This is a genomic window from Pseudomonas sp. FeN3W (assembly GCA_030263805.2).
GTDB classification, from domain to species: Bacteria; Pseudomonadota; Gammaproteobacteria; order Pseudomonadales; family Pseudomonadaceae; genus Stutzerimonas; species Stutzerimonas stutzeri_G.
Window position 1 is genome coordinate 1,082,979 of the sequence record CP136010.1, and the last position, 15,790, is coordinate 1,098,768.

Genomic DNA, 15,790 nt, shown 5'->3' on the forward strand with positions numbered 1-15,790 from the left:
GCGCAGCGGCAATTCTGGTGCGGTGCACGCTCAGAGGGCGGAAAGAGCCCGGTATTCGTCCTGGGCCAACTGGTCGGTCATACCGCTGATGTAGTCCTGCAGCATCCGGTTGCGGTAGTAGAACTCCCACAAAGGCCAATCCGCCGATTGCTCGCCGTGCGCCTTGAGCGCTTCGTGGTAGGCCTTGACCAGCTGGTTGGGCAGGCGCCGCGCCAGCATCTGCAGGTGAGGTTCGCTGCGGCAGGTGCCAAGGCTGAGTGCGTCGAACACGGTGGCCGGCACGCGCAGTAGCGGCGCATAGAAGTCGAGCAGGCCCTGGAGGATGCGATAGCCCTGCAGTTGCAACGTTTCCACCTCGCGGTGGCAGAACACATGCTCCATCGCGACATCCTTGAAGGTCTGCACGATGGCGTTGGGCAGGCTGTCGTCTTCCAGCAACGCGCGATCCAGCGTGCCATGGTAGACCGCGTCGATGTTGTCGATGAACTGCCGCGCAGCGTGCTGCACCAGCGGGTGGATCATGTTCACCCGCAGCCAGATGAAGAACTCGCCGGCCTTGTTGATCGGCTCCTTCTGTGCGCGTTCCAGCGCGTAGTTGACCATGCCCCGGAAACTGCGCTCCGGCCCCGGCACCGGGGCATCGACCGAACCATGCAGCGCGAACTTGGCGAGCAGCAGCTGCGCCAGCTGTTCGATGCTGAAGATGCCCTTCTCCACCGAATCCTCGATGTCGGCCAGGCAATAGGCAATATCGTCGGCGGCCTCCATCACGTAGGCCAACGGATGACGCGTGTACGGCTGCAGATCGAGCGCCGCCTGCAGCGCACGCACGAAGGGCTCCTCGGACAGATAGAAGCCGGGCTTCTTCAGCAGGTAGGCGCCTGGCGTGCCTTTCGCGGGCTTGGCCTGATAGGCCGGCCGGACGTACTTGAGCAGTCCGGCGGCCTGCGTATAGGTCAGGTTGAGGCGTTGCAGCGAGACCACCAGACGAACCGCCTGGGCATTGCCTTCGAAGTGCTTGAGATCGACCAGCATCCGTTTGCGCAGCTCGGCATCGCCCTGCCCCGGTGTCACGGCAGCCGTGAACAGCGCGTCGAGATTGCGCTCGAACCACTCGCCGATGGCGTACTCGCCAAAATGGCCGAACGGCGGATTGCCGATGTCGTGCATCAGGCAGGTCATCTCGACCAGACTCTGCAATGCCGGCTCGAGCCCGTCCAGGCCGAACTCCGCGGCACGGTTGCCGAGCTGCTTGTACAGGGTACGAACGATGAAGCGGCCGGTCTGCTGCACTTCCAGCGAATGGGTGAGACGGCTGCGCACCGCCGCATTGCGCTCCAGCGGAAAGACCTGGGTCTTCTGCTGCAGGCGGCGCACCGCGGCCGAGTTGATGATGCGCCCGCGATCGCTCTCCAGCTGATCCAGCACGGCATCGAGATTGCCATCGCTGGCCCGCAGGCCCGTCTCGGCCTTGCCATAGGGGCGTTGGCGGGAGATTTTGTGCTTGAAGTTCACGGAAACCGGCATGCATCGTTCTCGTGGCGCGAAAAGAAGAGCCATCGAGCCTAACGCGAGCGTTCCGGGTTTACCATCGCTGCCCCTTTCATTGCCAAGCACGGCGACGGAGACGATCGTGAGTCGAGCAGATTTCCATCAGAACAATGCCGAGCGCGCCCGCGCCGAAGCCCAGCGCCTGCTGGACCAGCAGGCGGCCCTTGGCTCGCGCTGGCTGGCCTGGGTCGCCACCGAGCTCTATCAGCTCAGCCCGCCGGAATACACCGCCATGGTCCGCCGCGAACTGGAGCGGCTCAATCGAGCGCAGCAGCCGTGACCCAGCAGGCGCCACGCCCCTCCCTCGGAGCCTGGGCCGTCGACGGCCCACTGCTGTGCCGTCAGTTCTCACCGCTGCCGAACAGCCGCAAGGCCAGCGCCATGGACAAGCATGCGAGCGACGGCCCGTTGTGGCTGGGCCTGGATGGCCTGCAGGGCGATCGGATCGCCGATCGGCGTTTTCATGGCGGGCCGGATCGCAGCCTCTGCCACTACCCAAGCCAGCATTATCAGTATTGGTCGCAGCGCTTCCCGCAGCTGCGTTCGCGGCTTGGTCCCGGCGCCTTCGGTGAGAACCTCGGCAGCCAGGCGCTGAATGAAGAGCAGGCATGCATCGGCGACCTTCTTCGCTGGGGCTCTGCGCTGATCGAGATCAGCCAGCCGCGCTCGCCCTGCATCAGGCTGGACAGCCGGCATGGCGTGCGTGGCCTGGCGCGGGAGCTGTCGGCGAGCGGCCGCACCGGCTGGCTCTACCGGACCATCGAGCCAGGTAGCGTACGTCCTGGCGACAGGTTGCAGTTGCTCGAACGAGCGCACCCGCAGATCAGCGTCGCGCACCTGTGGCGCTGCTTTCTCGACCAGGACCTGGCTGAAGTCAGCCTGCTGCAACTGGCCGAGCTGCAGCCTCTGGCCATGCACTATCGGGCGATCTTCCGCCAGCGCTACGACACCCTTCGCGGCCGGCGCGACCAGCACAGCCTGTTCGACTGATAGCTAAGCAAAGCAATGCGTGCAAAGCCGCCCAGCAGTGCCATACTGCAGCGGTCACGGAAGACACAGGCCGGAAGCAGGCTTCGCTCCAGCAGCGACAGTCAGGCCTTCGCACCAGGACATGTCCAGCCAGCAATTACAGGTGAACACCATGAGCAAGGGAATGGACGCAAGGAAGAACAGCAAGAAAAAGCCGATGAAAACGGCGCAAGAAAAACGGATGGCCAAGCGCGACAAGAAGAGTGGCTCCGGCACTACGCTGCTCGGCACCCACGCCGCGACCCATTGAGCCTGATCGCTGCAACGCCCGGTCTGATACCGGGCGTTTCAGACCTTGGCCAGGCGCAACCGGCCGAACAACCAGCTACCGCAGACATTCACCCCCAGCCCGATCATCACCAGCAACGCCCCGGCCAACTGCAGCGACCCCAGCCGCTCGCCCAGCAGCACACTGGCTGACGTCAGCCCGACCACCGGCACCAGCAGCGAGAACGGCGCCACCTGGCTCGCCGGATAACGCGACAGCAAGCGACTCCACAGGCCATAGCCGAGAATGGTCGCGCCGAATGCCAGATAGGCCAGCACCAAAATCGTCTGCCAGCCGATGCCGCGCAGCGCCGCCTCGATCACCACCGGCCCCTCGAGCCACAGCGACAGCGCCAGGAACGGCAGCGGCGGCACCAGACTGCCCCACACCACCAGCCCGACCAGGTTCACCTTGCCGACCTTGCGCGTGACGATATTGCCCAGCGCCCACATCGACGCCGCGCAGATGGTCAGCACGAAACCGCTCAGCGTCATGCCCAGGCCGGTCTGCGCGCCGATCATCGCCAGACCGCAGGCCGCGATGACCAGTCCCAGCAGATTGGCTGCGCGCAGTCGCTCGCCGAGAAACAGCGCCGCGAAGAACAGCGTGAAAAACGCCTGCGACTGCAGCACCAGCGAGGCCAGCCCGGCCGGCATGCCGTGTTTCATGGCGGTGAACAGAAAGGCGAACTGCCCGAGGGAGATGGTCAGCCCATAGGCCAGCATCCAGCGCAACGGCACCTGCGGACGCTTGATGAAGAACACCGCCGGCACGGCCGCCAGCATGAAACGCAGCGCACCGAGCAGCATCGGCGGCACATCGTGCAGGCCAACCATGATCACCACGAAGTTCATGCCCCAGACGACGATGACGATCAGCGCGAGCAGCAGATCCCGAAGCGACATGGCGACGCACCCTGTTGCGTAAAAGATGCATTAAAGACGCCGCCTCCGGTGAGCGCTCCATACAGTGATCGCCAAATTGAGCGGCACAGTGCGGAGCAACCGCCCATCGCCCTGTCACGGGCGGCACAGGTCAGGCACCACCGCCACCGGCGACGCAAGGCCGGAATACGCTATAGAATCCGCGCCTGACTTCATCACTTCAGACGGGGACGAGCATGGGCGCACAGTGGAAAGCGAAGCATAAGGAAGCGGCGGCGAACGCCAAGGGCAGGATCTTCGGAAAGCTGTCGAAGGAAATCATGATCGCAGCCCGCAGTGGTGCCGACCCCGACATGAATCCGCGTCTGCGTCTGGTCGTCGAACAGGCGAAGAAGGCCTCGATGCCCAAGGACACCCTGGAGCGCGCCATCAAGAAAGGCGCAGGCCTCAGCGGTGAGGTGGTCCACTACGAACGCACACTCTACGAAGGCTTCGCGCCGCATCAGGTGCCACTGATCGTCGAGTGCCTGACCGACAACGTCAACCGCACCGTTGCCGAAATCCGCGTGCTGTTCCGCAAAGGCCAGTTGGGCTCCTCCGGCTCGGTGAGCTGGGACTTCGACCACGTCGGCATGATCGAAGCCGCGCCTGAAGGCGACGCCGATGCCGATGCCGAAATGGCCGCGATCGAGGCCGGTGCGCAGGATTTCGAAGCAGCCGACGAAGGCAGCACGCTGTTCATCACCGAACCCACCGATCTCGACGCCGTGTGCAAGGCGCTGCCGGAATTCGGCTTTACCGTGCAGTCCGCGCAACTGGGCTATCGTCCGAAGAATCCGGTCAGCCTGTCCGGTGCCGAACTGGAAGAAGTCGAAGCCTTCCTCGAGGCCATCGACGCCCACGATGACGTGCAGAACGTCTACGTCGGCTTGGCGGGCTGACAGCCATCGACTTTACTTGGGGCTGTTCCCGCGCGTGGCGATGCCGACGCGGGGGTGGGCCCTGACGAACAACGAACCCGGCGAGCATTCACCATGAGCAGCAGCAAACCGACCACGCCCTACAGTCAGCGCGAACAAGGCTATCGGGAAAAAGCACTGAAGATGTATCCCTGGGTCTGCGGTCGTTGCGCGCGGGAGTTTTCCGGCAAGCGCCTGAGCGAGTTGACGGTCCACCACAAGGACCACAACCACGACAACAACCCCGAGGATGGCTCGAACTGGGAACTGCTCTGCCTGTACTGCCACGACAACGAGCATTCCCGCTACACCGACAACCAGTACCAGGCCGAAGCCAGGCCGGGCAGCGACCTGGGCCCGAAGGAAACCTTCAAGGCCTTCGCCAACCTGGCCGATCTGCTCAAGGGTAAGCAGGACTGATCGGCCAGACCGGCATTCAGCTCACTTGACCAAGAGCACCGGGACCGATACCTCATGGATCACCCGGTTCGCCACCGAGCCCATCAGCATCCCGGTGAAGCTGCCCAGACCGCGAGTGCCCATTACCACCGTGTCGCAGCCCAGCCGCTTGACCGCGTCGTTGACCTGCTCGGCAACATTGCCCAGCAGCGCATGGGTTTCGCAGCTCAGGCCGCCGGCCTGCAACACGGCTGCCGCTTCGTCGAGCACGGAGCGCGCCTTGGCCATCAGGCCGTTGTTGAGTTCATCGATCATCGCCGACGTCACGTATTCGCCGTAGATGATCGGTTCATGCTGAACGTTGACCACATGCACCTGTAGCGCGATCCCGGTATCCCGCGCCAGATCGACGACATACTGCAGGGCGCGCTTGGCGTTGTCCGAACCATCGTATGCAACCAGAAGCCTGCGCATTTCCTGTCTCCGCTGTTGTGTGGACCTTCAGCTTAGACCAGCTGCCTGCGCGTTGCGGGCCCTGCTCGCACTTGTTTTGATCTGGCACAAGCGCGCATCATCTCGCGCCCTTTCAACGAGACAGAGACGAGTCTGATGAACCCCGATCAAGGTCCCGCATTCGGCGTCGGCGACGCCTCGTTCCAGGCAGCCGGCGGCGAACCGGGCCTGCAACGGCTGGTCGCGGACTTCTACCAGGTGATGGACCTGGCGCCAGAGGCCGCGGGCGTTCGTGCAATGTATCCGGCGGACGTGAGCGACGCCCGGGACCGGCTGGCGAGCTTTCTGAGCGGCTGGCTGGGCGGCCCGAAGCGATACGCAGAGAAGTATGGCGGCATCAGCATTCCGCAGTTCCATACCCGCTGGCAGGTCGGCGAAGCCGAACGCGATGCCTGGCTGTTCTGCATGGAACAGGCCATCGCCCGTCAGCCATTCACGCCGGAATTCGCCGACTACCTGCTACGGCAGCTGCGCGTCCCCGCCGAGCGCATCCGCCAGGTGCAGGCAGCCTGCCCGATGCGTCCGGGCCAGAGCTGAAGCGCCCTCCCCGCCAGAGGCTGCAATGTCATTCGTTTAAGACGTGGCGCTGCAACGTCCATAGGCGCGCCTGATCGATTAATCCGCTGGGCAGGAGAACCGAGCCACTCACCTTGCGTCATACAGACAAGAGCGGCCGTCGTGGCGGCAGCGTTCATCCGTCGAAACCGAGCTGGCTCGTTCCATGAAAATCCGCTTCGCGTCCATCAACCCGCAGAAGATCCTCGAGGTTTGCGAGATTCTCCAGCCCAGCGGAATCGAGGTGAAGCCCTTCCCCATCCGTATCGAGGAGCTGCGTACCGAGGACCTGCACCAGCTGGTCAGCGACAAGCTGCTGGTCGCCTTCAAGATGATCGGTAAACCGGTCTTCGTCGAACACACCGGGCTTTTCATCAACAGCCTCAACGGCTTTCCCGGCGGGCTGACGCAGATCTTCTGGGACCGACTGCAGGCCGAGCGATTCTCGGAGCTGATCGGGCGGCTGGACGATCCGGCCGCCGAGGCGCGGACCCTGATCGGCTATTGCGACGGTCGCAAACGGCATTTCTTCGAAGGCGTGGTCGCCGGGCGCATCGCACCGTCGCCAGCCGGGCATGGCGGCTTCGAATGGGACGACGTGTTCATTCCCGAAGGCCAGACCCAGACGTTCGCGCAGCTGGGCACGCAAAAGAACGGCCTTTCCATGCGCCGGCGCGCACTCGACGCCTTCGTCGCCTATCTGCGGGAGCCCTGAGCAACCATGGACCAGCTCCACGAAGCGTACCGGACCAATCGCCTGATCCTTTTTGTCGGTTCCGGCGTATCCGCCAACATTGGCTTGCCGCCGTGGAAGGAGCTGATCGACGAGATCGCCGTGCAGCTCGACTACGACCCGGAGGTGTTCAACACCTACGGTAATTTCCTCGCTCTGGCCGAGTACTACCGGATCAGGAAAGGCAGCATCGGCCCGCTGCGCAGCTGGATGGACCGTGAGTGGCATCGCGACATCGAAATACGAGACTCGGAAATTCATCGGCTGATCGTGCGTGGCCGTTTTCCGGCGATCTATACCACCAACTATGACCGTTGGCTGGAGTACGCCCATGACGCCCATGCGGTGGACTACATCAAGATCGCCAACGCCAGTGACCTGACCAAAGCCCGTGATGGCGTCAGACAGATCGTCAAGTTCCACGGCGACTTCGATGATGACGCCTCGATCGTGCTCGACGAAACCAGCTACTACCAGCGCCTGCAGTTCGAAACGCCCCTGGATATCAAGTTACGCGCCGACACCCTGAGCAAGGCCGTTCTATTCATTGGCTACAGTCTTTCCGATACCAATATACGGTTGCTGTTTCACAAGCTGTCGAAGATCTGGAACGAATACGAGACGCTCGGCGTCCGGCCTATTTCATATGTGTTCTCGCACAAGCCGAACCCGGTCCAGGAAGAAGTACTGAGACAATGGGGAATTCGCATGATCGCATCGGAAGATGATGAGCCCGGTGTTGCGCTGAAAAACTTTCTGCAGCAACTGGTCGAAACCTGAAACCTTTTCCCAAAACAAGCGAAGCGGAATTAAAGCAAGCGAAACGGCAATTTGACGAATACTCCGGCAATTGAGCATGCGCGATGCCAGGCGACATCGCGCATGTCCTGGTCAGTAGTTGAAGCCAATACCGATGCTGTAGAGGAACACTCCGTCATCATATCGATCCTGTGCATCGCTGCCGCTCTTGAACAGGAACTGATATTCCGCCATTGCGGTAATGAACGTCTTGTCCTGAACCCAGTATTTGAAGCCGACTTCCGGCCCCGCCATGAACGTCTCGTCTACCCGGTCACCGTAGACACCGCCAACACTCGCACCGATGAAAGGCCGCGCCTTGCCGGTGCCGAAGTGATAGTCATAGAAGACGCGAGTCGAGCCATCGAACTTGACACTTTCTCCCTCGGTGTCACGCGCATTCACCGTCTGCCGAACACCCCAGAGAGAAGACTCGCTTAAATACTGACCCCAACTTCCCTGTACGGAAAACACAGTATCGTCAAAGTCCTTGTCGCTGCTTCCTGCACCACCCAGTGTGATTTCCTTGTCACCGGTCATGGGAGCCGCACCGGCAACAGCCGGAAGCATGGCGGCAACCATTAAGGAAGTTTTGAAAAGTCGATTCATGACGGCACCTCTGCTTTTGTGCTTGTTATGAAATACGCAACAGCAATGCGTATTTTGAGACAAGCATGTAAAACCTGAGACCGCCCAAAAGAATCGACGAATGACCTGTATTTCATGCAAAACAATAGAAAAAAGCGTCAATCCGATGATTTTTATGAATTTAGCTTATGGGGCAATATTGTTATGCCATCACAAAAACTCTCAAATAGATATTAGAAATGCAATTACAGAATCGTTGCGCGATATACATAAAAAGCTTTTCCATGCGCTCAACCAGCCACATTGGCACTCCTTTCTTGAAGTTCAAGCGCATCGTCTTCCCGTTCATCATCGAAATAACGGCTGAATGCGAGATACATCCACACCGGGGTCAAGGCCAACCCAACAGCGATGCATACCCACGCCAGCGCAGAACTCCCGTCGGGCTGTGGAAACAGCAACCGCCCCATGCCGATCAATAACGTGTAGACCGATAGCGCCGTAACGCACACCGCAAACAGGCGAACACCCAGCGCCTTGAGCGACTCCCGGCGCGAGACGCCACAACGCGCGGCGGTCTGCCCCCAGAAGCCGAACGGTCGCACCCTGCGGTAGAAGTGGTCCAGCGTCTCCCTGTCTGTGGGCGGGGTGATGTAACTGACCAGAATCGCCGCGCTGCACGTCACCAGCGACATGATGCCCAGGCGTATCCACTCCCGCTCCGGATCGGTGCCGAGGTAGTAGAGCAGCAAGGGGGCGGTGATCAGCGATGCGATCATTGCCGTCAGTTCGGAATACAGATTGATCCGCTCCCAGAGCCAGCGCAGCACCAGTACCGAGCCCATACCGGCGCCGAACAGCAAGGAGATGAACCAGGCCGTCTGAATCGAGCCGAGGTTGGCCATGATGACCATCGCGATCAGCAGGATCAGTACGTTGGAAAGACGCGCGACCAGAACCAGCTCCTTGTCCTTGGGCTTGCGCTTGAGCAGCTTCGGCGCGACGACCCCGCCATAGACATCATTGCTCCAGTACGAAGCGCCCCAGTTGAGGTGCGTATCGACGGTCGACGCCAAGGCCGCCAACAGGCCCACCAGCATCAGCCCGCGGAAACCCGGCGGCAGCAACTCTTCGATACCGGTGACGAACAACGCCTCGCGCGCGGCGGTGAAGCCATCAGCGCTCATTTCCTCTGGACTAAACGGGTACAGCACCAGCAGACCGATGGCGATCGCTAGCCAGAACAGGCTGCGCAGGAAGATCTGCAGCCAGGTGAATACCAACCCGGCAATACGCGCCTCACGATCTGTCGGGCAAGCCATGCTGCGCTGCGCCAGGTATCCGGTGCCGTCGGAGTTCATCTGAAACAGCCATTGCAAACCGACGATCACCAGAAACGGCGTCAGCGCCTCGCCGGCATTGCTCGGCGGCGAAAACGAAAGCATCTTGGCCGCCTGTTCGCTGCCATACAGCTCGACGATCCGATCGGTCAGACCGCCAAGTCCGCCCGCTGCATCCACCACGAACCAGGCGTATACCAATGTACCCAGCATCGCCACGCTGAACTGCATGACATCCGTCTGCACCACCGCGCGCAGGCCGCCGGTGATCGAGTACATCGCCGTGAAGGTCAGGATCAACAGGATAGAAATGAGATTGTTGGTGCTGGTCGTCAGCTGATCGAGCCCACTGATGCTCTCACCAAGCCGTATACCGCTGGCTTCCACTGCGCCCATGATCACCGCGTAGACGCCGCCCGGCAGCCACTCGTGCCATGGCAGAAACACCTCGGCAATGCGAATGGCCGCGACCAGTACCATTGCCAGCACCACACAGTTGATAACGGTGCCGTAATAAATCGCCTTGAACAGCCGCAACGGCACCACTGCGGGACCGCTGTAGCGCACACGAGTGAGTTCGGCGTCGGTGAGCACCCCGGCACGGCGCCAGCCGGAGGCGAATACCCATGCCAGCAGCAGGAATGCCAACCCATATATCCACAGCCGCCACAACGCAAAAACCCCGGCAGTCGCGACCAGACCGCTGACCAGCAACGGCGTATCGGCCGCGAACTGCGTGGCGGACATCGACACACCTGCGCGCCAGCCCTTGATGGTTCGTCCGGCAAGAAAGTATTCGTGAAGGCTCTGCGAGGCTTTGGAGCGGGCGCGCATCCCTGCCGAAAGGCCGTAGAAAACGAATGCGAGCACAATCAGTAGATCCAACATGTTGTTATTCCTGTCGTTGGAAACGCTAAGGGTGAGAGCGCCAAGACGACGGAAAAGATGCAGCGAACGGATGAACGGCAGCGGTCGGATACAGGGCGTATGGCGATCGCAGCACAGGCGCTAGACTAGCGCCCTCGAAGAATCCACGGTCGGTCATGCCCACTCTCGACTATTCGCCGCTCCCCAAGGCTTTGCAGCCGCTGCTGGTCAGGTTCTATCGAGCCCACAACAGCCGTAACCGCATACGTCCCGAGGCCACATGCTGGGTGGCCCGGCGCGGCGCTATCCTCGGTGGGCTCTGCCTGACGCCAGTAGCGGATGGGCATTTTCTGACCGGCTTGTTGGTGACCCCTTCGCAGCGAAGCCGCGGCATCGGCGCGCAGCTTGTACGCGAAGCGCTGATGTCGAACAGCGGACCGGTCTGGCTGTTCTGTAAACCGGAACTTCTGGATTTCTATACGCGACTTGGCTTCGTCATGACGGACCAGCTGCCTGACACCCTGGCCGACCGACTGGCCCGCTACCGGCGGACCAAGGCACTGATTGCCCTGCTCAATGACCGAAGGATGATGCCCATGCCAGCTGCAACCCTGAACATCGCCATCGCCTGCCTGATCGACGAACGCGGACGCCTCCTGGTCGTGCGCAAACGCAGCACCCGCTTCTTCATGCTCCCCGGGGGCAAGGCAGAACCGGGCGAAACACCTCTGCAAACCCTCAAGCGTGAGCTTCATGAAGAACTCGACCTGAGGCTCGAGGATGAAGACCTCGAGTCGTTCGGGCATTTCCGCGCACCGGCTGCCAACGAGCCGGACCATCAGGTGGAGGCGGATGTGTTCATCGGACGCCTGCCCCACGCAGTGAAGGTGCAGGCCGAACTGGAAGAACTGGGTTGGCTGGAGATCGCGCCATGCGCGAGGGAGGATGTGGCGCCGCTGTTGCGCAGGCATATCATGCCTGCGCTATTGATGCGTACGGAGGGGAAGGAACAAGCCGTCTGAGCGTGCGCCTCCGGTTGATCAGGGCGAGATCGGATCGCTGGCTGGAAAGGTTTCTTCTATAGCCTCATCGAGCTGATCTTCGTCAGCCTCATCCGGCCGACGGGTCACGTCGTCCTGCTCTTTGGTGGGCTGGTCGTTGTGCTGGTCGCCGTTCATGTGGTTCTCCGCTGATGGACTGTTCCCATTAGGCCGTGCCCCGGCCACTCGGTTCAGCGGGAGTTTCTTGCAGGCAAAAAAAGGGGCGGGTTTGACCCCGCCCGCCTCCTTCCTTGTTCCCTGTATCCCTTCTCATCTTCCTGGATGACACCGCTTCCTGCGGCGGTCCTTGACCTTCATCCTGAAGGCCGCGCTAATCCCTGAGCACGGGTGCGATATTAATGATCGGCGTGACGACAACAAGCTGTGGCATCCGGCCGCAGCACTGCCTGGCCCATCCAGAGCATCTAATAAGTTCTATAAAAATCAGTAACTTGCGTAGTGATGCTGGCATAAATCGCCGGTCACCGTAGCTGTTTCGTGGGGTTTGCTTACAACGCTTGTAAGCAAATGCGTACACGGGGAGAGGACAACCAGGAAAATCGACCGCGGCGGATTAAGCCAAGGGATCGACCCAAGGCAGCGTGTGTAAGGGGTCAGGAAGAGTGCAGCAGCGGCGGGATTGTCGTCGGGCCCGGCAACCAGACCCGACGACATTGATGTCACTGGAACAGCGCGTCGCTCGACAGGCCGTTACGCTCGAGAATCTCGCGCAGACGGCGCAGCGCCTCCACCTGGATCTGGCGAACACGCTCGCGGGTGAGGCCGATCTCCTGCCCCACCTCCTCCAGCGTCGAGGCTTCATGGCCGCGCAGGCCAAAACGACGGATAACCACCTCCCGCTGCTTTTCGGACAGATCAGACAGCCATTGGTCGATGCTGTTGGACAGATCGTCATCCAGCAGGAGCTCGCAAGGATCGGTCGGGCGATCGTCGGTCAGTGTATCGAGCAGCGTCTTGTCCGTGTCCGGGCCAAGCGACACATCCACCGAAGTGACGCGTTCGTTGAGCCCGAGCATGCGCTTGACCTCACCGACCGGCTTCTCCAGCAGGTTGGCGATCTCTTCAGGGCTGGGTTCGTGGTCGAGCTTCTGGGTCAGCTCGCGAGCGGCCCGGAGGTAGACGTTCAATTCCTTGACCACATGAATCGGCAGGCGAATCGTGCGGGTCTGATTCATGATCGCCCGCTCGATCGTCTGTCGAATCCACCAGGTGGCATAGGTGGAAAAGCGGAAGCCGCGCTCGGGGTCGAATTTCTCCACCGCGCGAATCAGACCGAGATTGCCCTCCTCGACCAGATCGAGCAGGGAAAGACCGCGATTGACGTAGCGTCGGGCAATCTTCACCACCAGGCGAAGGTTGCTTTCGATCATGCGCTTGCGCCCCGCCGGATCGCCTTTCTGCGCCAAACGCGCGAAATGCACTTCTTCTTCGGGGGTCAGGAGGGGGGAGAAACCGATTTCGTTGAGATACAACTGGGTTGCATCTAGCGCCCGGTTGTAGTCGATGAACTTGTGCTGTTTGCTGGATGTGGCCTTGGGTCTGCCTGCACTGGCAGCCTTGGTCACTTTGTCTTTCTGGTCGAAGTGGATCGGCGTTTCCATGAGCAGAACCGCATCGTCGACGTCAAACTCCAGCGCGTGGTCTTTAAGTGCCATTTTATTCTTGTCCTGTTCCGAGTTCGACAACAGGCCCAAGCGGCGCGGGTCCCTGGCTACGCTCAAGCCCAACCTAGTGCTGGAACAGGCAGGCGACAGGTCAACGTCTTGGCAGGTATTGCAGCGGGTCTACGGGTTTGCCCTGGCGACGAATCTCGAAATGCAGCTTCACCCGGTCGGTACCCGTCGATCCCATCTCGGCGATACTTTGCCCAGCCTTGACTTGTTGACCCTCCCGCACCAGCAGCCTGCGGTTGTGTCCGTAGGCGCTTACATAGGTATCGCTGTGCTTGATGATCACAAGTTCGCCGTAACCCCGTAATCCACTGCCGGCGTACACAACAGTCCCATCAGAAGCAGCCAGGACAGGCTGTCCCAAATCCCCAGCGATATCAATTCCTTTATTCAAACTACCGTTTGAGGAAAAACGACCGATGATCGTGCCGTTCGCTGGCCATGCCCAACCGCTTGCAGAGCGGGTCACAGGTGTGACCGGAGTGCGCGCCGGCTGGCTAACCGCAGGCTTAGGCTGTGTGGTGATCGCCGGCTGGCGCGGCACCGGATTGGCGACCACGACCGGGGTGGATGGGGCGGGACTGGAAGAAGGCTTAGGCACCGGCTGCGGTGTAGCAGCCGCCGTTCGGGTGGCGCCGCCGCTGAAGCGAATCCGCTGACCGGGATAGATGACATGCGGCGGCTGAATGCCGTTTACGCGGGCCAGATCGCGCCAGTCCCAGCCGAAGCGGAAAGCGATGGACCACAACGTGTCGCCGCGGCGCACGATGTACTGCCCGCTGGTGACACGATCACGCTGGTTGCGATCGACGACCTGCACACCACCGCCCGGAGGCGAGGATGCGCAACCGACCAGCGTGCCGGCGATCACCAGCACGCCGACCATCGAGCGGACCAAAGGGTCGCGAATCCACCGCCGTACTGCTGTGAGCCTCAATGCCCGCTCCCTTTCATAGACACGTGCGTCAAACGCCTTCCGTCATCGGCTGGCGTCGCCCGGCGAACCACTCGAGACCCAGCACCAGGACGATGCCGCCCACGGCCAGCAGTATGGCCAGCAGCAACTGTGGGTCCTGGCCAGTCAGATCGCCATAGGCGCCGGGCAGCAGATTCTGCTGCAGGACCGGAACGTTCTCGCCGCTGGAGTTGGTACGCCAGGTCAGCGTTTCCTTCCACGGCCAGACCTTGTTCAGCGAGCCGAGCATCAATCCGGTCAGAAACGCCAGGGTCAGGTCGCGCCAGCGCTTGAGCAGCCAGCTGAGGAACTTGGCAAAGCTGAGCAGACCCACCAGGCAACCGGCAGCGAAGATCGCCATCACGCCGATATCGAAGTTCTTTACCGCACCCAGCACCACCGGATACAGCCCCAGCAAGACGAGGATGAAGCTGCCGGAGATCCCCGGAAGGATCATGGCGCAGATGGCGATGGCACCGGCGAAGAACAGGCTCAGGCCGTCACTGCCCCATTGCACCGGGGCCGCCACCGTTATCCAGTAGGCGAAACCGATACCCAGGCAGAAACTCACCAGCCGCGACAGGTTGCGCCGCTGGATCTCCTTGCCCACCAGATGCACGGAAACCAGGATCAGGCCGAAGAAGAAGGACCAGACGGGAATCGGATGCTCTTCCAGCAGGAAGGTAATCAGCCTGGCCAGGCTGAGGATGCTGGTCAGGATGCCGGCAAACAGCACCACCAGAAAACTGCCGTTGGCGGTCTTCCACGTCTCGGCGACGCGCCCCCGCAGCAACGGGCGGATGGCATAGGGCACCGCACTGATCGAACGCAGTAGCTCGTCGTAGATGCCGGTGATGAAAGCCACCGTACCGCCCGAGACACCGGGCACCACATCCGCTGCGCCCATGGCCATGCCCTTGGCGTACAACAATAAAGCGTCTTTCATGCTTTCTTCCGCTGAATGATCAAATCACGGGGCCATTGAGCAGCGGCACGAAACGTACGGTATCCAGAAGATGACGCGAAAAGCCGTTCTCCTCTCGAATGATCAGCATGAGTTGCTGGACCTCGCCGGCCCCTACCGGGATCACCAGACGCCCACCGGGCGCCAACTGATCGAGCAGGGCCTGCGGCACATCGGCTGCCGCTGCGGTGACGATGATCCCGTTGTAAGGCGCCAATGCTGGCCAGCCTTCCCAACCATCGCCCCAGCGAAAGACCACATTGCGCAGCTTGAGTTCGGCGAGGCGCTCCTTGGCTCGGTCCTGCAGCGCCTGAATGCGCTCGACCGAGAAGACCCGCTCGACCAGCTGCGCCAGCACGGCGGTCTGGTAGCCGGAGCCGGTCCCGATTTCGAGAACCTTGTCCAGCGGCCCGTCGGCCAGTAGCAGCTCGCTCATGCGTGCAACCATGAACGGCTGGGAAATGGTCTGGTTGTGTCCGATCGGCAGCGCCGTATCTTCATAGGCACGGTGCGCCAGGGCTTCGTCTACGAACAGATGACGTGGCGTGCGGCGGATGACTTCGAGCACCTGGGCGCTGGAAAGACCTTCCTCGTACAGGCGCTGGATGAGGCGATCACGGGTGCGTTGGGAGGTCATTCCCGACCCATGCAGCAGG

The 15,790-nt window shown here is 61.4% G+C and carries 19 protein-coding genes; 9 read left to right on the top strand and 10 right to left on the bottom strand.

The annotated features are described in order from the left end of the window. Window positions 1-30: 30 nt before the first annotated feature. Window positions 31-1,527, bottom strand: a complete 1,497-nt coding sequence (dgt, locus tag P5704_004895; GenBank protein WOF79838.1) for a dGTPase — start codon at window positions 1,525-1,527, stop codon at window positions 31-33. Window positions 1,528-1,633: 106 nt separating this feature from the next. On the opposite strand from dgt, the gene P5704_004900 reads away from it, so the two are divergent. The 3 genes from P5704_004900 (at window position 1,634) to P5704_004910 (ending at window position 2,830) form a co-directional block, all read left to right on the top strand. Next, window positions 1,634-1,831 carry a hypothetical protein gene (locus P5704_004900; protein ID WOF79839.1) on the top strand — a complete coding sequence of 66 codons (198 nt, stop codon included), beginning with the start codon at window positions 1,634-1,636 and terminating at the stop codon, window positions 1,829-1,831. Then, window positions 1,828-2,541 (top strand): MOSC domain-containing protein, encoded by a 714-nt coding sequence (locus P5704_004905; GenBank protein WOF79840.1) that lies wholly within the window; start codon window positions 1,828-1,830, stop codon window positions 2,539-2,541. Before P5704_004900 ends, P5704_004905 begins: the two co-directional genes overlap by 4 nt. A gap of 151 nt (window positions 2,542-2,692) precedes the next feature. Further along, a complete protein-coding gene (locus P5704_004910; GenBank protein WOF81325.1) occupies window positions 2,693-2,830 on the top strand; it encodes a hypothetical protein in 138 nt (45 codons plus the stop codon). A gap of 38 nt (window positions 2,831-2,868) precedes the next feature. Here the strand turns inward: P5704_004910 and P5704_004915 are convergent, their stop codons facing one another. After that, a complete protein-coding gene (locus tag P5704_004915; protein WOF79841.1) occupies window positions 2,869-3,753 on the bottom strand; it encodes an O-acetylserine/cysteine exporter in 885 nt (294 codons plus the stop codon). A gap of 215 nt (window positions 3,754-3,968) precedes the next feature. Here P5704_004915 and P5704_004920 point away from each other — a divergent pair, with 215 nt between their 5' ends. Both P5704_004920 and P5704_004925 read left to right on the top strand, forming a co-directional pair. After that, window positions 3,969-4,673 carry a YebC/PmpR family DNA-binding transcriptional regulator gene (locus tag P5704_004920; protein ID WOF79842.1) on the top strand — a complete coding sequence of 235 codons (705 nt, stop codon included), beginning with the start codon at window positions 3,969-3,971 and terminating at the stop codon, window positions 4,671-4,673. Window positions 4,674-4,766: 93 nt separating this feature from the next. After that, window positions 4,767-5,111 (top strand): YajD family HNH nuclease, encoded by a 345-nt coding sequence (locus P5704_004925; GenBank protein WOF79843.1) that lies wholly within the window; start codon window positions 4,767-4,769, stop codon window positions 5,109-5,111. A gap of 21 nt (window positions 5,112-5,132) precedes the next feature. Here P5704_004925 and P5704_004930 read toward each other — a convergent pair whose 3' ends face one another. Beyond that, entirely contained in the window at window positions 5,133-5,564 is a 432-nt protein-coding gene (locus P5704_004930) for a universal stress protein (GenBank protein ID WOF79844.1), read from the bottom strand. Between the two features lie 135 nt (window positions 5,565-5,699). On the opposite strand from P5704_004930, the gene P5704_004935 reads away from it, so the two are divergent. From P5704_004935 to P5704_004945, 3 genes are all read left to right on the top strand, one after another. After that, window positions 5,700-6,140 (top strand): group II truncated hemoglobin, encoded by a 441-nt coding sequence (locus P5704_004935; protein WOF79845.1) that lies wholly within the window; start codon window positions 5,700-5,702, stop codon window positions 6,138-6,140. A 184-nt stretch (window positions 6,141-6,324) separates the two neighbouring features. Next, window positions 6,325-6,873, top strand: a complete 549-nt coding sequence (locus P5704_004940) for a non-canonical purine NTP pyrophosphatase (protein ID WOF79846.1) — start codon at window positions 6,325-6,327, stop codon at window positions 6,871-6,873. A gap of 6 nt (window positions 6,874-6,879) precedes the next feature. Further along, window positions 6,880-7,671, top strand: a complete 792-nt coding sequence (locus tag P5704_004945; protein WOF79847.1) for an SIR2 family protein — start codon at window positions 6,880-6,882, stop codon at window positions 7,669-7,671. Between the two features lie 111 nt (window positions 7,672-7,782). Here P5704_004945 and P5704_004950 read toward each other — a convergent pair whose 3' ends face one another. Continuing rightward, window positions 7,783-8,298, bottom strand: a complete 516-nt coding sequence (locus tag P5704_004950) for a hypothetical protein (protein ID WOF79848.1) — start codon at window positions 8,296-8,298, stop codon at window positions 7,783-7,785. Between the two features lie 269 nt (window positions 8,299-8,567). Then, entirely contained in the window at window positions 8,568-10,505 is a 1,938-nt protein-coding gene (locus P5704_004955) for a sodium:solute symporter family protein (GenBank protein WOF79849.1), read from the bottom strand. Window positions 10,506-10,660: 155 nt separating this feature from the next. Between P5704_004955 and P5704_004960 the strand changes: the two genes are divergently transcribed. Continuing rightward, window positions 10,661-11,506 (top strand): GNAT family N-acetyltransferase, encoded by an 846-nt coding sequence (locus P5704_004960; GenBank protein ID WOF79850.1) that lies wholly within the window; start codon window positions 10,661-10,663, stop codon window positions 11,504-11,506. Between the two features lie 18 nt (window positions 11,507-11,524). On the opposite strand, the gene P5704_004965 is transcribed toward P5704_004960, so the two are convergent. The 5 genes from P5704_004965 to P5704_004985 all read right to left on the bottom strand — a co-directional run bounded on the left by P5704_004965 (window position 11,525) and on the right by P5704_004985 (window position 15,771). Next, on the bottom strand, window positions 11,525-11,662 hold the full coding sequence (locus P5704_004965; GenBank protein ID WOF79851.1) for a hypothetical protein: 138 nt from the start codon (window positions 11,660-11,662) through the stop codon (window positions 11,525-11,527). A gap of 542 nt (window positions 11,663-12,204) precedes the next feature. Beyond that, window positions 12,205-13,200, bottom strand: a complete 996-nt coding sequence (gene rpoS / locus P5704_004970; GenBank protein WOF79852.1) for an RNA polymerase sigma factor RpoS — start codon at window positions 13,198-13,200, stop codon at window positions 12,205-12,207. A gap of 100 nt (window positions 13,201-13,300) precedes the next feature. Then, window positions 13,301-14,101, bottom strand: a complete 801-nt coding sequence (locus P5704_004975) for a peptidoglycan DD-metalloendopeptidase family protein (GenBank protein ID WOF79853.1) — start codon at window positions 14,099-14,101, stop codon at window positions 13,301-13,303. A 79-nt stretch (window positions 14,102-14,180) separates the two neighbouring features. Continuing rightward, window positions 14,181-15,116, bottom strand: a complete 936-nt coding sequence (locus tag P5704_004980; GenBank protein ID WOF79854.1) for a DUF368 domain-containing protein — start codon at window positions 15,114-15,116, stop codon at window positions 14,181-14,183. Between the two features lie 19 nt (window positions 15,117-15,135). Continuing rightward, entirely contained in the window at window positions 15,136-15,771 is a 636-nt protein-coding gene (locus tag P5704_004985; GenBank protein ID WOF79855.1) for a protein-L-isoaspartate(D-aspartate) O-methyltransferase, read from the bottom strand. Window positions 15,772-15,790: the final 19 nt, after the last annotated feature.